Consider the following 16,102-nt stretch of genomic DNA (forward strand, 5'->3'; position numbering starts at 1 on the left):
CGATCAATAGTTAGACATTTACAAATAGTATCCATTTAAAATTGAAAGCTGGTTCTATTTGTAAAAAAATATGAAAAATGAGCTCGTCATTGCATCCTATTCAAATATAAATGAATAGGAATAGGCAAAGGCTTTTTTTTTGCCTAAATTAGCTCGTACGTATATAAATGGAACTTTTTCGTTTTGCTCGCATTAAATGAAATAGCGAGAAAATATTACTTTTAATAGAAAGGAAGTGAGGTTGTTGGCCTTTGTACAAACATATACAAAAACAGATTCGCTTTTTATGGTGCATACAGGAAATACGTTAGGGATGCGCGGTATTACGACAGCTACTGCATATCAATATAACGCATTAATTTCCACAAATACAAATTTGAGTTTTGCTGGGGTGCCGTCTTCCACAGATGCGGATACCTTTGCAGGAACGACGAATGATTGGACATTAAATGGTTCATGGGCAAGGTTAAATCCTTCACTAACAGACGTACCAGCAACAGCAACTGTAGATTTTGCGATGTTAGTTTGGCAAGGAACATTGGGAGGTACTGTTACAGAAGAGGTAGTAAATGCGAATACTCCAACATTCAGAACTCCGGATGATGTGACTCACACTATTACAAGTACGCCTGCGTGGGGAGAAACAAGGTCGAGTGGGACATTTCAAGGTACGATTTATACACGTGCAGCTAATGTGACGAGTATTCTTCAAGGACTTCCTACTCGTGCTGTAGGTGATTATTTTGTAGAACGTGTTCCAACAGCAAATCCACCTTTGCAAGGAACAGGGGTAGGGTGGGCATTAGTTGTTGTATATCGTGATAATTCATATCCTGTTAGGAATGTTAGTTTATATACTGGTTTACTCATTTCTACATTGGGTGAGACGGCGACGATTTCAAATTTCATTACTCCAACTGTAGCACCGGTTAATGCTCGTGTATTTACAATGGCGATTAACGGTGATACAGATGCGACTGGGGACACATTTGTTTTAAATGGTAGAGCACTTTCGGGGCCTAATAATAGAAATCCTAACTTTTTTGCCTCGCAAGTCAATAATTATTTAGGGAATTTAAATACAATCGGTAGTTTTGCAGATAGAAATATGCCGATTGGAACTGCTGCAACGAATCGGCGTGCTGAATTTGATGTGACGAATGTCCCAGCGAACGGTGTATTAACAGCTGGATCAACTTCTACGACAGTGAATATCCCAAATACATTTGACTATCTTTATGCTGGTGCTGTAGGTTTGCAAATAGATTTAGGAGAGGCACGTCTAACTGCTACAAAATCAGTAACTGTAAGTTAAATTGATAGAAAAATTCTCGTAAATTAATAGGGAGGAATTCTTTTGGCTTTCGTTCAAGCTTACGGTAAAAATGATAACTTATTTATGATGCATACGGGTAATACGATGGGAATGCGCGGTACTGCAAATACAAACTTTGCTTACAATGCACTTATAACATTAAATACAGATTCTACTTTTGGAGGAGTTCCTTCATCGACAGATCCGAATACATTTGGAGGTACAACAAATGATTGGACATTAGATGGCTCATGGGCTGAATTAAATCCATCGACTACTATCGTTCCAGCTACGGCGGTTGTAGATTTTGCGTTACTTGTTTGGTCAGGTGGATTGGATACGGCTGTTACAACCGCTGTTGTTGATGCGAATCCTCCAAATTTAGTTACGCCTGATGGAACGAGTACACAAGTGACAATTAATTCAGCATGGTCATCAGAAGGGACAAATCTCCCTTTTATAGCAAATGTTTATAACCGAGCAGCAGACGTCACATCTTTACTGCAAGGTTTACCGAATCGAGCGGCAGGAAGATATAGTGTAACGAGATTACCTACGCGTCAGCCAGTTGGTTATGGTGCTGGATGGTCTTTAATTGTAGTTTATCGTGATTCCTCCTATCCAATGAGAAATGTAAGCTTATTTCCAGGTTTTTTATTATCAGGTACACCACAAACCATTTCAGGATTTTTTACGCCAGCTACAGGAACAGTGACAGCGCGAGCCTTTGTAATGGCAGTAAATGGTGATCCGAACTTTACGGGTGATAATTTTCAGTTGAATTCTGTGACATTAACGGGACCGAATAATCCATCAGGGAATTTTTTTAGAGGGCAAGTGAATGATATTAACGGAAATTTAAATACAATTGGTAGTTTTGCGGATCGGAATTTTTCAGGAACAACTACAAATGCAAATGCAAGAGCTGAATTTGATATTACAAATGTAAATGCAACAGGTTCTATTGCACCAAATACGACATCTACACAAGTAAATATTACAGGTACAGGGGATACGATTTATACAAGTGCGGTTGGATTACAAATAGATTTGGCAGAAGCTAGATTAACAGCCGAAAAATCTGTAACTGTAAGTTAAAAAAGATTGCTATAAGCTAGCAATCTTTCTTTTATGAGGAGGATTTTGTCAGTAAAGATTCATAATGAGAATAATCAATTTCTTTTTCTTGTAGTTTTTTTACTAAAAATTTATGATCACGTTTCGGTGTAGCGATAATATACCCTTTAATAATTAAATCTTGTGTAATTTGAGAGGCTTTTTCTTGTAATGCAAGCTCTCCGATTTTGCCAGCAATTTTTGATTTAGCAACATCGCGAAATAATTCTGGAACAGGACTTACTAGCTCTTCTAACAATTGTTTTTGTTCGTCATCCCATAAATGCCTAGTTTTATTAATATAGTGCTCTTCCCAATCTAAAATGGACATACCATCTTCTTTTGGTAGTCGTTTCAGGAATTTTCTGAACATAAAATATCCACCGATAGACATAAGCCCTAATAAAATAACAGTCCATAGCACAATAAACCAACTGAACCATCCTTCGAGCAAATATATCCCCCCTTAATGATTGCGGTTTTCTATTATTCATATTATAAACAGTGAGATTCATAGAAAGCAAGAACGCTTGGTCATTTTGACCAAGCGTTATCATTTAAACAAAGTATAGTTGTTCCACACATAAATTATTATTATCATCTTCTACATATTCAATGATTAATGTGCCAACTTTACGATCTTTATCTTCAGTTGTGAAAATAGAGTAAGAAGTAAAACGTGCTGTTGATAGGCCACTTATATGTGTAGGTAAAGAAATGTAGTCGTTATCGCGGAAGAATTCCATCAGTTCAATATCCTCAAATTCTTTTCGGTCAACTTGTTTGTTTGTATAGCGGCGTTGAAGTTGTTTTAAAGACTCATTCCAAGAAATTGCTTTTGTATCGTATACCATTGTCTTATCTCCTTACTGTATGTAATCATTAAGAACATACGTTCTAAACTAGTATACTCTTTTTATTAGAAAAGGGAAAGCAAAAAATAATGTAAGCTTGGATTTCCAAGCTTACATTATTGATGCGTCCGTCATAATCTCTATTTTTTATTATAAGTTACATAAGAATAAGAAACAAGATGATATATATTTTGTTGATGGTTTTAAAAATTCTGTATGTTATGAATGTACTAAAGTGCAAGGGAATGAGAGGAATGGTATATGTAATTTCACTCCAAGGACCGATGGCAAGTGGAAAAACAACATTGGCTAGCTTTTTTCTTTTTGACATCGATAAATGGCTAACGTTTTTGGATCGCGCCATATACCGTTATGAAGTAACAATTCATTTTTTACTTCTTCTTTTAGCCATTCCTTCATTTCCTCGTGAAGATGTGTATTATCAGGTATATTTAGCGACGGAAACATGCTAGAAATATAGTTTACAATTGGAGTAGCATGATGAAAAACGAGAGCATTATGAATAACTGCTTCTTCAACAGTTGGAAAAACAGACTGTAATATCTCTTTACCATTTTCCAAACAAAATGGCGTGACTGAAGATGTTGTTTTCGGTAAATCAAATGCGTCTAACATGCGGTTACACATTTCAACTATACGAGGTAATGTAACGTCAGAATTTGTTGTAGCTAAAAGTGAGCCGCCAGGACGTATTACTTTATGGAACCCTTGGATGGTTTTTTCAACATCTTTCATGTGATATAACATATGTCTTGCGACGATCCAGTCGTAGCAATTGGCTTCAAAAGGAAGTTTTTCAGCGTCACCTAGTCTCCATTCAATTAAATTATTCGTTTTAGTGGCTTCAGAGAGCATGGCTTCTGATTGATCAAAACCTGTTAATTGACCTTTATGGCCATTCGCTTGCAAAAAGGAAAGAAATTTTCCGTTAGCGCATCCAACCTCTAATATTTTCTCGTCTCCTTGAAGTTGTAAATGATCCATGACGACTTTATCTAAATTCACATGTTTTTCTTCATAATGTTTATGCGTATCGATACGAGTTTGTAAATGGTTGCTTACGTTGTATTGGCGTTTTACATCATTCATCTTTTCGCATTCCACCTTCGTGCAAAATTGCTGAATTGCGTGCGTTAATACGTCGGTTTTCTTTAAGCCTTCGTAATGGAGTGCAGCTTCAAACCTTTCAAGTAATTTTTCTTCAATTCGAAAATGAATATCTTTTCGCTTTGTCACTGAAATCTCTCCCCTTTGTATCGGTTAGTGAGACTATAACACGCCTGAAAAATTTGTGTAAATCATTTGTGTACACAAATGGAGGAGATGAAAAAATTGTTTGAATGTGAGTTTAAACTATTGACGATTTAACCGTTTTCATATATTCTTAAATTAAGAAATATTCAAATAATTAAAAGAAATGAGAGAGTCACATGCTTCTTCAAGGAACACATCGAATTGGTCGTATGGCCATGCTGTTGGCACTTGCGGATGAGAATGAAAGCCCTGTATTATCTATCCCAAAAGGTTGGAAGTATTGTACGGGGAAAGTGGGTTCGATGAATTCGCAAAAGGTTGTTGCAGCAATGGAAACAGCGGCTAAGAGCAACCAAGTTATTGAAACAGACGTTTACAGAGAAACACATGCACTTTATCACGCAATTATGGAAGCTTTGTACGGAGTGACGAGAGGTCAAATTCAGTTAGCAGACGTTCTTCGTACAGTAGGACTTCGCTTTGCGATTGTGCGCGGTACACCATACGACGGAAAAAAAGAGGGCGAATGGGTTGCTGTTGCATTATATGGAACGATTGGTGCACCTGTAAAAGGATCTGAGCATGAGGCGATTGGTTTAGGAATTAATCACATATGATTTGCCCATAGTCTATTAGTTAGAAGGGGGCCTTACTTTTTTAGGACAGAAGTCTGTCTTAAAAAGATAAGGTCCCCTTTTGCCTTTTTAAGGAGGAAAAACAATGATTACGTTAACAGGACACACATTGACAATTGAAGAAATGAAGAGGTTGTTACTTGAAGGAGAAGGTGTAACAGCTTGTCCAACTAGTATGCAAAAGGTGGCGGAGTGCCGCGAAGTAGTTGAGAAAATTGTAGAGGACGGAAAAGTCGTTTACGGTATTACAACTGGATTTGGAAAGTTTAGTGATGTGCTAATTCAAAAAGATGATGTAAAGGCACTTCAACATAATTTAATTCAGTCACATGCATGTGGGATAGGCGAGCCATTCCCTGAAGAAGTATCACGCGGTATGTTAATTTTACGAGCAAACACGATGCTTAAAGGAGTATCTGGTGTTAGACCGCTCGTTGTAAATATGCTTCTTGAGTTTGTAAATCGTAAAATTCACCCAGTTGTTCCACAACAAGGCTCACTTGGTGCGAGTGGCGATTTAGCACCTTTATCTCATCTTGCGCTCGTATTATTAGGCGAAGGTGAAGTGTTCTATAAAGGAAAACGCGTTCATGCAATGGTCGCTCTTACAGAAGAAGGTCTTGAGCCAATTGAACTTGAAGCGAAAGAAGGTCTAGCGTTAATTAATGGTACGCAGGCGATGACAGCGCAAGGAGTTCTTTCTTATATAGAAGCAGAAGCAACGGCTTATCAAGCTGAATTAATTGCATCTATGACAATTGAAGGTTTACAAGGCATTATTGATGCATTTGATGAAAATGTTCATAAAGCACGTGGTTATAAAGAGCAAGTGGAAGTAGCGAGCAGAATTCGTGACATCCTTCATGATAGTAAATTAACAACAAAACAAGGAGAACTACGTGTGCAGGATGCATATTCACTTCGCTGTATTCCGCAAGTACACGGTGCTTCTTGGCAAGTTTTAAATTATGTGAAAGAAAAATTAGAAATTGAAATGAATGCAGCAACGGATAATCCGCTAATCTTTGATGGCGGGGAAAAAGTAATTTCAGGTGGTAATTTCCACGGTCAACCAATTGCATTTGCGATGGACTTCTTAAAAGTAGGAATGGCAGAACTTGCAAATATTTCAGAGCGTCGTATTGAGCGTTTAGTGAATCCGCAATTAAACGATTTACCACCATTTTTAAGTCCAGAACCAGGACTTCAGTCTGGTGCAATGATTATGCAATATGCTGCAGCGTCACTAGTTTCTGAAAATAAAACGTTAGCACATCCGGCGAGTGTTGATTCAATCCCGTCATCAGCTAACCAAGAAGATCACGTAAGTATGGGAACAATCGCTTCACGCCATGCACATCAAATTATTCAAAACGTAAGACGTGTTCTTTCAATTGAGATGATTTGTGCGATGCAAGCTGCAGAATATCGCGGTATTGAAAACATGAGTACAGTGACGAAAAGTTTCTATCATCAAGGTCGTCAGCAAGTGCCTTCTATTACAAATGACCGTATATTCTCAACGGATATTGAAAATATTGCGCATTGGTTAAAAACGAATTATTCGATCAAAGAAAGATTAGATGTAAACGCAGCACTATAAAATGAGAAAAGGGAGAGATTGAAATGGAAAAAGTTAAACAAACAATTCGCGCGCCAAGAGGTACGGAGTTACAAACGAAAGGGTGGGTGCAAGAAGCTGCACTTCGTATGTTAATGAACAATTTAGATCCGGAAGTTGCTGAAAAGCCAGAAGAATTAGTTGTATATGGTGGAATCGGCCGTGCAGCTCGTAACTGGGAAAGCTACAATGCAATTGTAGATTCATTAAAAACGTTAGAAAGCGATGAAACATTACTTGTTCAATCAGGAAAACCAGTTGCAATCTTTAAATCACATGAAGATGCACCTCGCGTTCTTTTAGCGAACTCAAACTTAGTACCGAAGTGGGCGAACTGGAATCACTTCCGTGAACTAGAGAAAAAAGGTCTTATGATGTATGGACAAATGACAGCAGGTAGCTGGATTTACATTGGAACACAAGGTATTTTACAAGGAACATATGAAACGTTTGGTGAAGCGGCACGTCAACATTTCGGTGGTTCATTAAAAGGTACATTAACACTTACTGCTGGTTTAGGTGGTATGGGCGGTGCACAACCTCTTGCTGTAACGATGAATGGCGGTGTTGTTATCGCTATTGATGTTGATAAGCGCAGTATCGATCGTCGTATTGAAAAGAGATACTGTGATATGTATACAGAATCATTAGAAGAAGCATTAACGGTTGCGAACGAGTATAAAGAGAAGAAAGAACCGATTTCAATTGGTTTATTAGGAAATGCGGCAGAGATTTTACCAGAGCTAGTGAAGCGTAATATTACGCCAGATTTAGTTACTGATCAAACATCTGCTCATGATCCATTAAACGGTTATATTCCAGTAGGTTACACGTTAGAAGAAGCAGCAAAACTTCGTGAAGAAGATCCGGAGCGCTACGTACAATTATCAAAAGAAAGCATGACAAAACATGTAGAAGCCATGCTTGCTATGCAAGCAAAAGGCGCAATTACATTTGATTACGGAAATAACATTCGCCAAGTTGCTTTTGATGAAGGTTTGAAAAATGCATTCGATTTCCCAGGATTCGTTCCAGCATTTATCCGTCCATTATTCTGCGAAGGAAAAGGACCATTCCGCTGGGTAGCACTTTCTGGTGACCCAGAAGATATTTATAAAACAGACGAAGTAATTTTACGTGAGTTTGCTGATAATGAGCATTTATGTAACTGGATCCGTATGGCTCGTCAGCAAGTTGAGTTCCAAGGTCTTCCGTCACGTATTTGTTGGCTTGGTTACGGCGAGCGCGCGAAATTTGGTCGCATCATTAATGAAATGGTTGCAAATGGTGAATTATCAGCACCAATCGTTATCGGTCGTGACCATTTAGATTGCGGATCAGTAGCATCTCCAAACCGTGAAACAGAAGCGATGAAAGATGGTAGTGATGCAGTAGCTGACTGGCCAATTTTGAATGCATTAATTAACAGTGTAAACGGTGCAAGCTGGGTATCTGTTCACCACGGTGGCGGCGTTGGTATGGGTTATTCACTTCACGCTGGAATGGTTATCGTTGCAGATGGAACGGAAGCAGCAGCAAAACGTATTGAGCGCGTATTAACTTCTGACCCTGGTATGGGTGTTGTTCGTCACGTGGATGCAGGGTATGACTTAGCTGTGGAAACTGCGAAAGAAAAAGGCGTTAACATTCCAATGATGAAATAAGGAGGAGAAAAACATGCTGGACACTTTACTAATAAATATCGGTCAATTACTAACAATGGATCAAGAAGATGGCTTGTTAAGACGGGAAGCGATGAACACGCTTCCTGTTATCGGAAACGGTGCGGTTGGAATTGAAAATGGTGTAATCACTTTCGTTGGAACAGCAGAAGAAGCAAAAGGACTTCAGGCGAAAGAAGTTATTGATTGTGGCGGGAAAATGGTTTCTCCTGGTCTTGTTGATCCGCATACCCACCTTGTATTTGGTGGATCTCGTGAAAATGAAATCGCGCTAAAATTACAAGGAGTTCCATACTTAGAAATTTTAGAACAAGGCGGAGGTATTCTTTCAACTGTAAATGCAACGAAACAATCGTCGAAAGAAGAGCTTGTTCAAAAGGCGAAATTCCATTTAGACCGTATGCTATCTTTCGGAGTTACAACTGTAGAAGCGAAGAGTGGTTACGGATTAGATGATGAGACGGAATGGAAGCAATTAGAGGCAACGGCACAATTACAAAAAGAGCATCCAATTGATTTAGTTTCCACATTTTTAGGTGCTCATGCAGTTCCAAAAGAGTATAAAGGTAGATCGAAAGAATTTTTACAATGGATGTTAGATTTATTACCAGAAATGAAAGAGAAGCAATTAGCGGAATTCGTTGATATTTTCTGTGAAACAGGTGTGTTCTCTGTTGAAGAGTCAAAAGAGTTTTTATTAAAAGCGAAAGAGCTTGGATTTGATGTGAAAATTCATGCGGATGAAATTGACCCTCTTGGTGGTGCGGAAGCAGCGGCTGAAATTGGTGCAGCATCAGCGGACCATTTAGTTGGTGCTTCTGATAAAGGAATTGAAATGCTTGCAAACTCTAATACAGTAGCGACTTTATTACCAGGAACAACTTTCTATTTAAATAAAGAAAGCTTTGCACGCGGCCGAAAAATGATTGATGAAGGTGTTGCAGTTGCGTTAGCTACAGACTTTAACCCGGGCAGCTGTCCAACGGAAAACATTCAGCTTATTATGAGCATCGCAATGCTGAAGTTGAAAATGACACCAGAAGAAGTTTGGAATGCGGTAACAGTTAACTCTTCTTACGCAATTAATCGTGGCGATGTAGCTGGGAAAATTAGAGTAGGTCGCAAGGCAGATCTAGTGCTATGGGATGCTTACAATTATGCTTACGTACCGTATCATTACGGCGTAAGTCATGTAAATACAGTATGGAAGAATGGTAATATCGCATATACAAGAGGTGAACAATCATGGAGCACGGCCACTATTTAAAGAAAAATGCCAAGTTTATCGATCGTGAAGTGACAAAATGGAGTGAAATGATTAAAGATTGGGAGGAAGGCGTGGAAATATTCGGTGCGGCCTTAATTGGAGCACCCCTTTCTAAACCATCTATTAGTCATTCAGGAGCAAGTTTTGCTCCAAAAACAATTCGTGCGATGTTAGATGCATATAGCACGTACGCAATTACAGAAGAACATGATATGAAAGAAAGTGTCTTATATGATTGCGGAGATATTACGATGCATGTGACGGATATAAAAGAAAGTCATAACCGAATTGCGAAAACAGTTGGTCATGTAACGAAAGTAAATCCGAACATGATACCAATCGTTCTTGGTGGGGATCATTCGATTAGTTTTCCGAGTATAACAGGATTTGCAAATAGTAAAGGGAAGGTCGGTATTATTCAATTTGATGCCCATCATGATTTGCGCAACTTAGAAGATGGTGGTCCGTCAAATGGTACACCGTTCCGTAGTTTACTAGAAAATGGTGTTATTACAGGAAAACAACTCGTTCAAATCGGTATTCGTAATTTTTCAAATGCACGAGCGTACCATGAATATGCAAAAGAACATGGCGTGACAGTGTATACAATGAAAGATGTACGAGAGCGAGAAATAAAAGATATTATGACGGAAAGTATCGAAGTATTAAGAAAGCAAGGCGTGACTTCTATTTATATTTCTCTTGATATGGATGTACTAGATCAAGCATTTGCGCCAGGTTGTCCAGCGATTGGTCCTGGGGGAATGGATAGCGCGACTTTACTGGATGCGATTGAATTTCTTGGCAAAGAACCTCTCGTTCAAGGGATGGATATTGTAGAAATTGATCCAACTCTTGATTTCAGAGATATGACGAGCCGAGTAGCTGCGCAAGTGATTATGAGTTTTCTTTTGGCGAGGGAGACGATCAGGAAAGAGATTCGTATATAAGGAGAAACCTCTCTATTTTATTAGAGAGGTTTTTCTATATACGAATATTACTAGGTAAGAGCGTATAAATTGACGTTACTATCTAAAAGTAAGTATGATGCGATTGTAGTAAGAATTTTTTTAGGGGGAAAAAACATGACAAGTTCGAACAAGAAAGCGGCAAGTATTTATGAAGGAACAAATGTAAACGCTTGGGGATCTTTTGAAAATATTGAAGAAACGAAGTTGTTTGATCAGATTCAAGTCGGAGCTTGGTCTCTTCGTAATCGCATAGCAATGGCACCAATGACAAGATGCTTTGCAGATAATGAAACTGGAGTAGTTGGTGCTGATGTAGCGGAATACTACAGAAAACGTGCTGCTGACGGAGTTGGATTAATTATTACAGAAGGAATTGTCATTAGTCCGAGAGCGAAAGGGAATCCAGGAGTACCAGGGATTTATACGCAAGAACAAATCGATTCTTGGAAACCTGTTACAGAGGCAGTACATAAAGAAGGCGGAACGATTATTGCTCAAATATGGCATGTTGGACGTATGAGTCATCACGAAATAATTGGTGGGCAAATGCCGCAAGCGCCTTCTGCAATCGCTGCAGAAGGGAATGTTCCGCGTTTTCGTAAACCATTTGATACACCAGAAGCAATGACGTTAGAAGAAATACAAGAAGTTATCAGTCAATACGCACAAGCTGCGAAAAACGCGATCGAAGCTGGATTTGATGGGGTAGAAATTCACGGTGCACACGGATATTTAATTGATCAATTTACTTATGAGTTTGCTAATAAGCGTACTGATAAATATGGCGGTGACTTAAAGCAAAGGTTAACGTTTATGAAAGAAGTAACAGAGGCTGTAATAGAAGCAGTTGGAGCTGATAAAACACTTCTTCGTTTCTCTGCTTTTAAAGGGGATAATCCTACTTATATGTGGGAAAACCCTGAGCTGGCGATTGAAACATTCGTAAATATGTTTAAAGAAGTTGGATTAACGATGATTCACCCTTCAACGATGAATTATACGCAAGTGATTGCTGACGGAAAGAATTTTCATCAATTAGTAAGAAAATATTGGGATGGTACGATTGTTGGGGTTGGTAATTTAAATCCGAAAGAGGCAGAAGAAGCACTGCAAGAAGGAACAATTGACATAGCTGCATTCGGAAGACCGTTAATTGCTAATCCAAATTTTGTTCATCGAATTAAACATGCTGAAAGTTTAGTTGAATATGACGCGAAAGAGCATCTTGCTACATTAATTTGAATAAAGATAAAAGGAGAACACATGGAGTGTTCTCCTTTTATTATGGAATTTCATAGGGGGAAGCGAGATGAGTGAAACGCTACTCGTTATTATTAGTATATTACTATTATTAATGTTGATTTTAATCGTCTTTTTTATTATCACATTTTTTATAAAAAAACGGACGCATCATTCTATTTTAAAATTACATCCATACTTAGGAAGAATGCGTTACTTACTGGAAAAGATAGGGCCGGAATTCCGACAATATTGGTTTGATCACGATACAGATGGAAAACCTTTTTCACGTTACGATTTTCAAAGTGTTATGTTTTTAGCGAAGTATCGCTCTGAAATACTTGGTTTTGGGTCGAAACGAGATTTTGAAGCATCTGGTTATTATATTGCTAATACGTTGTTTCCGGTATTAACAGAAGAATTAAGTGTGAACGTAACGCAAGAACGTGAAGGGAAAAAGTATGTGATTCATAAAGAAGGATTATTTTCACGGAGAGAAAAATTGACAGCGGATACAACGAATCTTTGGTTATACGAAGAAGACGATGCAATTATCGTCGGCGAAAATCGTAAATATCCATGGAAACTGTATGGCATGTTTGGGGCATCAGCAACTTCTTACGGTGCGATTGGTGAAAATTATATTTTAGCGAGCGGCTTTGGAGCGAAAATGGCAGGCGGATCGTGGATTAATACTGGTGAAGGTGGCGTTATTCCAGAACATTTACATACAGGGGCGAATATCGTGGCGCAAATTGGTCCAGGGCTATTTGGATACCGTGATGAGGACGGGAATTTTTCAATGGAGAAATTTATGGAGAAAGTGAAAGAAAGTAATATTAAAGCATTTGAATTGAAATTTGGGCAAGGTGCGAAAATACGTGGTGGTCATTTAGAGGGGCAAAAAGTAAATGAGAAAATTGCTTCTGTTCGGAATGTACGAGTAGGAGAGACGATTAATTCTCCGAATCGATTTTCATTTTTGAACAATGCAGCAGATACACTTTATTTTATTCAGCGTTTGCAAGAAACGGGCGGGAAACCAATCGGTATGAAAATTGTAATTGGACAGCAGGAGCCGTTGGAAGATTTATTTAAAACGATGAAAGAGTTAAATATCTATCCGGATTTTATTACAATTGACGGTTCAGAAGGTGGATCAGGAGCAACATATAAATCGATGGCAGATAGTATGGGGATGCCGCTTATTCCAGCGTTACTGACATGTATTGATACAGCGAATCATTATGGTGTTCGTGATAAATTCAAAGTGTTTGCCTCGGGGAAATTAATTACACCAGATAAAGTGGCAATTGCTTTAGCGATTGGTGCAGATGCTGTAAACTCGGCACGTGGTTTTATGATGGCAAGCGGTTGTATTATGGCGCTGCAATGTAATTCTGGCCAATGTCCATCTGGTGTTGCCACGACGAATCCGCACTATCAAAAAGCACTAGATCCGTATGAGAAGAAGTGGCGAGTCATGAATTATATAATAAGTATGAGATATAGTTTGTTCTCACTTGCAGCAGCAGCGGGAGTAAAGAGTCCACGTCATTTAACGAGAGAGCATATTGTGTTCAAGGATGAGATGGGGCGGGTAGTTTCTCTTTCAGATTTGTTTCCTATAGTAAATCGAACTTAAAAGTATATTTGAAATGTAAGATTTTCAGGAGGAATAATCATATTCTTTAGAAAATATTAAGAGTATAATGGAAAGGCTTTTAAAAATAAATATTTTTAGGGAGAGATTCACTTGCAGCAAGGTTCGTACAGTATTACAATTTTTTTACTCGTTATAGGGCTCGTTATATTTAGACGTATGCGTTCTATGAATCGACCAATTAAAAATAAAGGAAGACGACTATTATTGCCATTATTCTTTTTATTTCCAGGTTTTTCTTTATATGCAGCACCAATCCAACTTGCTGGTTGGAAAATTGGGATAGTTGCTGGGATTGGACTGTTATTATCAATTCCACTTATTATTTTAAGTGGATATGAAATCAGAGAAGATGGTCAAATTTATGCAAAAAAAAGTATTGCTTTTATTGCTACATTTTTAGTTATCGTTCTTTTACGTGCTTATTTTAGAAGACATTTACAAGGTTTAGATCCAAAGTCAATTGGCATTCTTTTCTACACCCTTGCGGTTTGTTATATAGTACCTTGGCGTATTGGGTGCTATATGAAATTCCGGAAAGTATATGTAGAGAAAGAGAGATTTGCGATGCCAATAAGCTGAAAGTCATACATTCGTATGGCTTTTTTCTTTTAAAATTTTTCGGATGAAAAATGAAAATAAGATGTGAAAAAACACACCGTGTTATTTTCTGAATATTTTTACTTTAATTTCTTTTGAAACCCGGGTAATCCACTGGGATAAAGGCGTTTATGAAGGTTTTCATATGTAGTAAAAAACACCTGTTCACTTGAAAGAACAAAAAATGTTTGTTAAGGTAGGGAACCATAAGCGAAAACAAGAAAATAGAAAAAGTCATTTTTCGAAATTTTGAATGGCTTATGTAACTAAGGGAGAGATTTGGTGAAGATTGAGATTATGGTTTCGCTTGCTATTTATATGGCAGGTATGTTGTATATCGGTTATTGGTCTTATAAGAAGACATCCGATTTATCAGATTATATGTTAGGCGGAAGGGGACTCGGTCCAGCAGTTACAGCTTTATCAGCTGGTGCTTCTGACATGAGTGGTTGGATGCTAATGGGATTACCTGGTGCGATGTATGCGACAGGGTTATCAAGTGTGTGGATTGCGATAGGTTTATTAATAGGTGCTTATGCAAACTATTTAATTCTTGCCCCGCGTTTGCGAACGTATACAGAAGTGGCTAATGATTCAATTACGATTCCAGACTTTTTAGAGAATCGATTTAAAGATCGTACGAAAATACTTCGTTTTGTCTCCGCTATCGTTATTTTAGTATTTTTCACATTTTATGCGTCGGCTGGTTTAGTATCAGGTGGACGTTTGTTTGAAAATTCTTTCAACCTTGATTATAAAATTGGTTTATTTGTAACTGTCGGTGTCGTAGTTGCTTATACACTATTCGGTGGTTTTTTAGCAGTAAGTTGGACCGACTTTGTGCAAGGGTGTATTATGTTTATTGCTCTCGTATTAGTACCAATTGTTGCTTTTACAGATGTCGGTGGTGTAACAGAGACATACAATACGATTAAGCAAGTTGATGCATCGCATTTAGATATGTTTAAAGGGACCACAATTCTTGGTATTATTTCCTTTTTAGCATGGGGTCTTGGGTATTTTGGTCAACCACATATTATTGTCCGCTTTATGGCAATTACCTCTATTAAAGATTTGAAAACTTCTCGTAGAATCGGTATCGGTTGGATGGCGATTTCCATTATAGGTGCAATGCTTACTGGCTTGGTTGGTATCGCCTACTATGCTAAAAATAATGGGACATTACAAGACCCAGAAATGGTCTTTGTAACATTCTCAAACATTTTATTCCATCCGTACATTACCGGGTTTTTATTGTCAGCTATATTAGCTTCTATAATGAGTAGTATTTCCTCGCAATTACTTGTTATTTCAAGTGCAGTAACGGAAGATTTCTATAAAACATTTTTCCGTCGTAATGCAAGTGATAAAGAACTTGTATTTATCGGTAGACTGTCAGTTTTAGTAGTAGCTATGATCGCAGTTGTTTTAGCGTATCATCCAAGTGATACAATTTTAACACTCGTCGGTTATGCTTGGGCAGGATTTGGTTCAGCATTCGGACCTGCCATTTTATTAAGTTTATATTGGAAAAGAACGAACAAATGGGGCGTTCTTGCTGGGATGATTGTTGGTGCAGTAGTTGTAATTACTTGGGTACAAATTCCAAGTTTAAAAGCGACTATGTATGAAATGGTACCTGGATTCTTCTGTAGCTTATTAGCTGTGATTGTTGTAAGTTTAGTAACGAAAGAACCAGTTAAAGCAATTCATCGTGAATTTAATGAGATGGAAGCAGTGCTGGAAGAAGAAACGAAATGATTTGAAAAGGGAGTAAACGGTGAATAGCGTTTACTCCCTTTTCATTTTAAATGAAATAAGTAACTTGTTGACAAAGAAAAGTAAGTAACTTATAATAAGTGTT

At 38.0% G+C, this 16,102-nt stretch carries 14 protein-coding genes and 1 pseudogene; 12 read left to right on the forward strand and 3 right to left on the reverse strand.

From position 1 onward, the window contains the following. Window positions 1-244 precede the first annotated feature (244 nt). Window positions 245-1,315 carry a hypothetical protein gene (locus LMD38_RS08790; RefSeq protein ID WP_062821822.1) on the forward strand — a complete coding sequence of 357 codons (1,071 nt, stop codon included), beginning with the start codon at window positions 245-247 and terminating at the stop codon, window positions 1,313-1,315. Window positions 1,316-1,357: 42 nt separating this feature from the next. Next, a complete protein-coding gene (locus LMD38_RS08795; RefSeq protein WP_000896226.1) occupies window positions 1,358-2,413 on the forward strand; it encodes a hypothetical protein in 1,056 nt (351 codons plus the stop codon). Window positions 2,414-2,444: 31 nt separating this feature from the next. Here the strand turns inward: LMD38_RS08795 and LMD38_RS08800 are convergent, their stop codons facing one another. Both LMD38_RS08800 and LMD38_RS08805 read right to left on the reverse strand, forming a co-directional pair. After that, on the reverse strand, window positions 2,445-2,885 hold the full coding sequence (locus tag LMD38_RS08800; RefSeq protein WP_000889381.1) for a DUF2621 domain-containing protein: 441 nt from the start codon (window positions 2,883-2,885) through the stop codon (window positions 2,445-2,447). Between the two features lie 103 nt (window positions 2,886-2,988). Further along, window positions 2,989-3,285 (reverse strand): hypothetical protein, encoded by a 297-nt coding sequence (locus LMD38_RS08805; RefSeq protein ID WP_000262403.1) that lies wholly within the window; start codon window positions 3,283-3,285, stop codon window positions 2,989-2,991. Window positions 3,286-3,506: 221 nt separating this feature from the next. Between LMD38_RS08805 and LMD38_RS08810 the strand changes: the two are divergent. After that, window positions 3,507-3,596 (forward strand): annotated as a pseudogene (locus LMD38_RS08810) (ATP-binding protein); the annotation flags it as partial. Here the strand turns inward: LMD38_RS08810 and LMD38_RS08815 are convergent. Next, a complete protein-coding gene (locus LMD38_RS08815; protein ID WP_062821820.1) occupies window positions 3,595-4,542 on the reverse strand; it encodes a class I SAM-dependent methyltransferase in 948 nt (315 codons plus the stop codon). The pseudogene LMD38_RS08810 and the gene LMD38_RS08815 overlap by 2 nt on opposite strands. A gap of 194 nt (window positions 4,543-4,736) precedes the next feature. Here LMD38_RS08815 and hutP point away from each other — a divergent pair, with 194 nt between their 5' ends. The 9 genes from hutP to putP all read left to right on the forward strand — a co-directional run bounded on the left by hutP (window position 4,737) and on the right by putP (window position 15,999). Beyond that, window positions 4,737-5,177: a histidine utilization transcription antiterminator HutP gene (gene hutP / locus LMD38_RS08820; RefSeq protein ID WP_000926516.1), complete on the forward strand. Its 441-nt coding sequence runs from the start codon at window positions 4,737-4,739 to the stop codon at window positions 5,175-5,177. Window positions 5,178-5,280: 103 nt separating this feature from the next. Continuing rightward, the gene (gene hutH / locus LMD38_RS08825; protein ID WP_000631849.1) at window positions 5,281-6,798 is read left to right on the forward strand and encodes a histidine ammonia-lyase; all 1,518 of its coding nucleotides are present in this window, start codon (window positions 5,281-5,283) and stop codon (window positions 6,796-6,798) included. 23 nt (window positions 6,799-6,821) lie between these two features. Beyond that, window positions 6,822-8,480 carry a urocanate hydratase gene (gene hutU, locus LMD38_RS08830; protein ID WP_000416709.1) on the forward strand — a complete coding sequence of 553 codons (1,659 nt, stop codon included), beginning with the start codon at window positions 6,822-6,824 and terminating at the stop codon, window positions 8,478-8,480. Window positions 8,481-8,493: 13 nt separating this feature from the next. After that, window positions 8,494-9,765, forward strand: coding sequence for an imidazolonepropionase (gene hutI / locus LMD38_RS08835; RefSeq protein WP_061183400.1), 1,272 nt, complete (start codon window positions 8,494-8,496; stop codon window positions 9,763-9,765). After that, window positions 9,744-10,715, forward strand: coding sequence for a formimidoylglutamase (gene hutG / locus LMD38_RS08840; protein WP_016718245.1), 972 nt, complete (start codon window positions 9,744-9,746; stop codon window positions 10,713-10,715). The genes hutI and hutG overlap by 22 nt, the downstream gene beginning before the upstream one ends. Before the next feature lie 135 nt (window positions 10,716-10,850). Further along, on the forward strand, window positions 10,851-11,978 hold the full coding sequence (locus LMD38_RS08845) for an alkene reductase (protein ID WP_016718244.1): 1,128 nt from the start codon (window positions 10,851-10,853) through the stop codon (window positions 11,976-11,978). A 67-nt stretch (window positions 11,979-12,045) separates the two neighbouring features. Continuing rightward, complete coding sequence (locus tag LMD38_RS08850) at window positions 12,046-13,620, forward strand: FMN-binding glutamate synthase family protein (protein WP_061183398.1); 1,575 nt, start codon at window positions 12,046-12,048, stop codon at window positions 13,618-13,620. Between the two features lie 111 nt (window positions 13,621-13,731). After that, window positions 13,732-14,220, forward strand: coding sequence for a CcdC protein domain-containing protein (locus LMD38_RS08855; RefSeq protein WP_001183912.1), 489 nt, complete (start codon window positions 13,732-13,734; stop codon window positions 14,218-14,220). Window positions 14,221-14,520: 300 nt separating this feature from the next. Further along, entirely contained in the window at window positions 14,521-15,999 is a 1,479-nt protein-coding gene (gene putP, locus LMD38_RS08860; protein WP_000687613.1) for a sodium/proline symporter PutP, read from the forward strand. Window positions 16,000-16,102 lie beyond the last annotated feature (103 nt).

This window comes from Bacillus pacificus, assembly GCF_020861345.1.
Lineage (GTDB): Bacteria > Bacillota > Bacilli > Bacillales > Bacillaceae_G > Bacillus_A > Bacillus_A pacificus.

Bases quoted from the DNA above. Each gene is read 5' to 3' on its own strand.
- LMD38_RS08805 (WP_000262403.1), bottom strand. From the start codon at position 3,285: ATGGTATACGATACAAAAGCAATTTCTTGGAATGAGTCTTTAAAACAA.
- hutP (WP_000926516.1), top strand. From the start codon at position 4,737: ATGCTTCTTCAAGGAACACATCGAATTGGTCGTATGGCCATGCTGTTG.
- hutH (WP_000631849.1), top strand. From the start codon at position 5,281: ATGATTACGTTAACAGGACACACATTGACAATTGAAGAAATGAAGAGG.
- hutU (WP_000416709.1), top strand. From the start codon at position 6,822: ATGGAAAAAGTTAAACAAACAATTCGCGCGCCAAGAGGTACGGAGTTA.
- hutI (WP_061183400.1), top strand. From the start codon at position 8,494: ATGCTGGACACTTTACTAATAAATATCGGTCAATTACTAACAATGGAT.
- hutG (WP_016718245.1), top strand. From the start codon at position 9,744: ATGGAGCACGGCCACTATTTAAAGAAAAATGCCAAGTTTATCGATCGT.
- LMD38_RS08845 (WP_016718244.1), top strand. From the start codon at position 10,851: ATGACAAGTTCGAACAAGAAAGCGGCAAGTATTTATGAAGGAACAAAT.
- LMD38_RS08850 (WP_061183398.1), top strand. From the start codon at position 12,046: ATGAGTGAAACGCTACTCGTTATTATTAGTATATTACTATTATTAATG.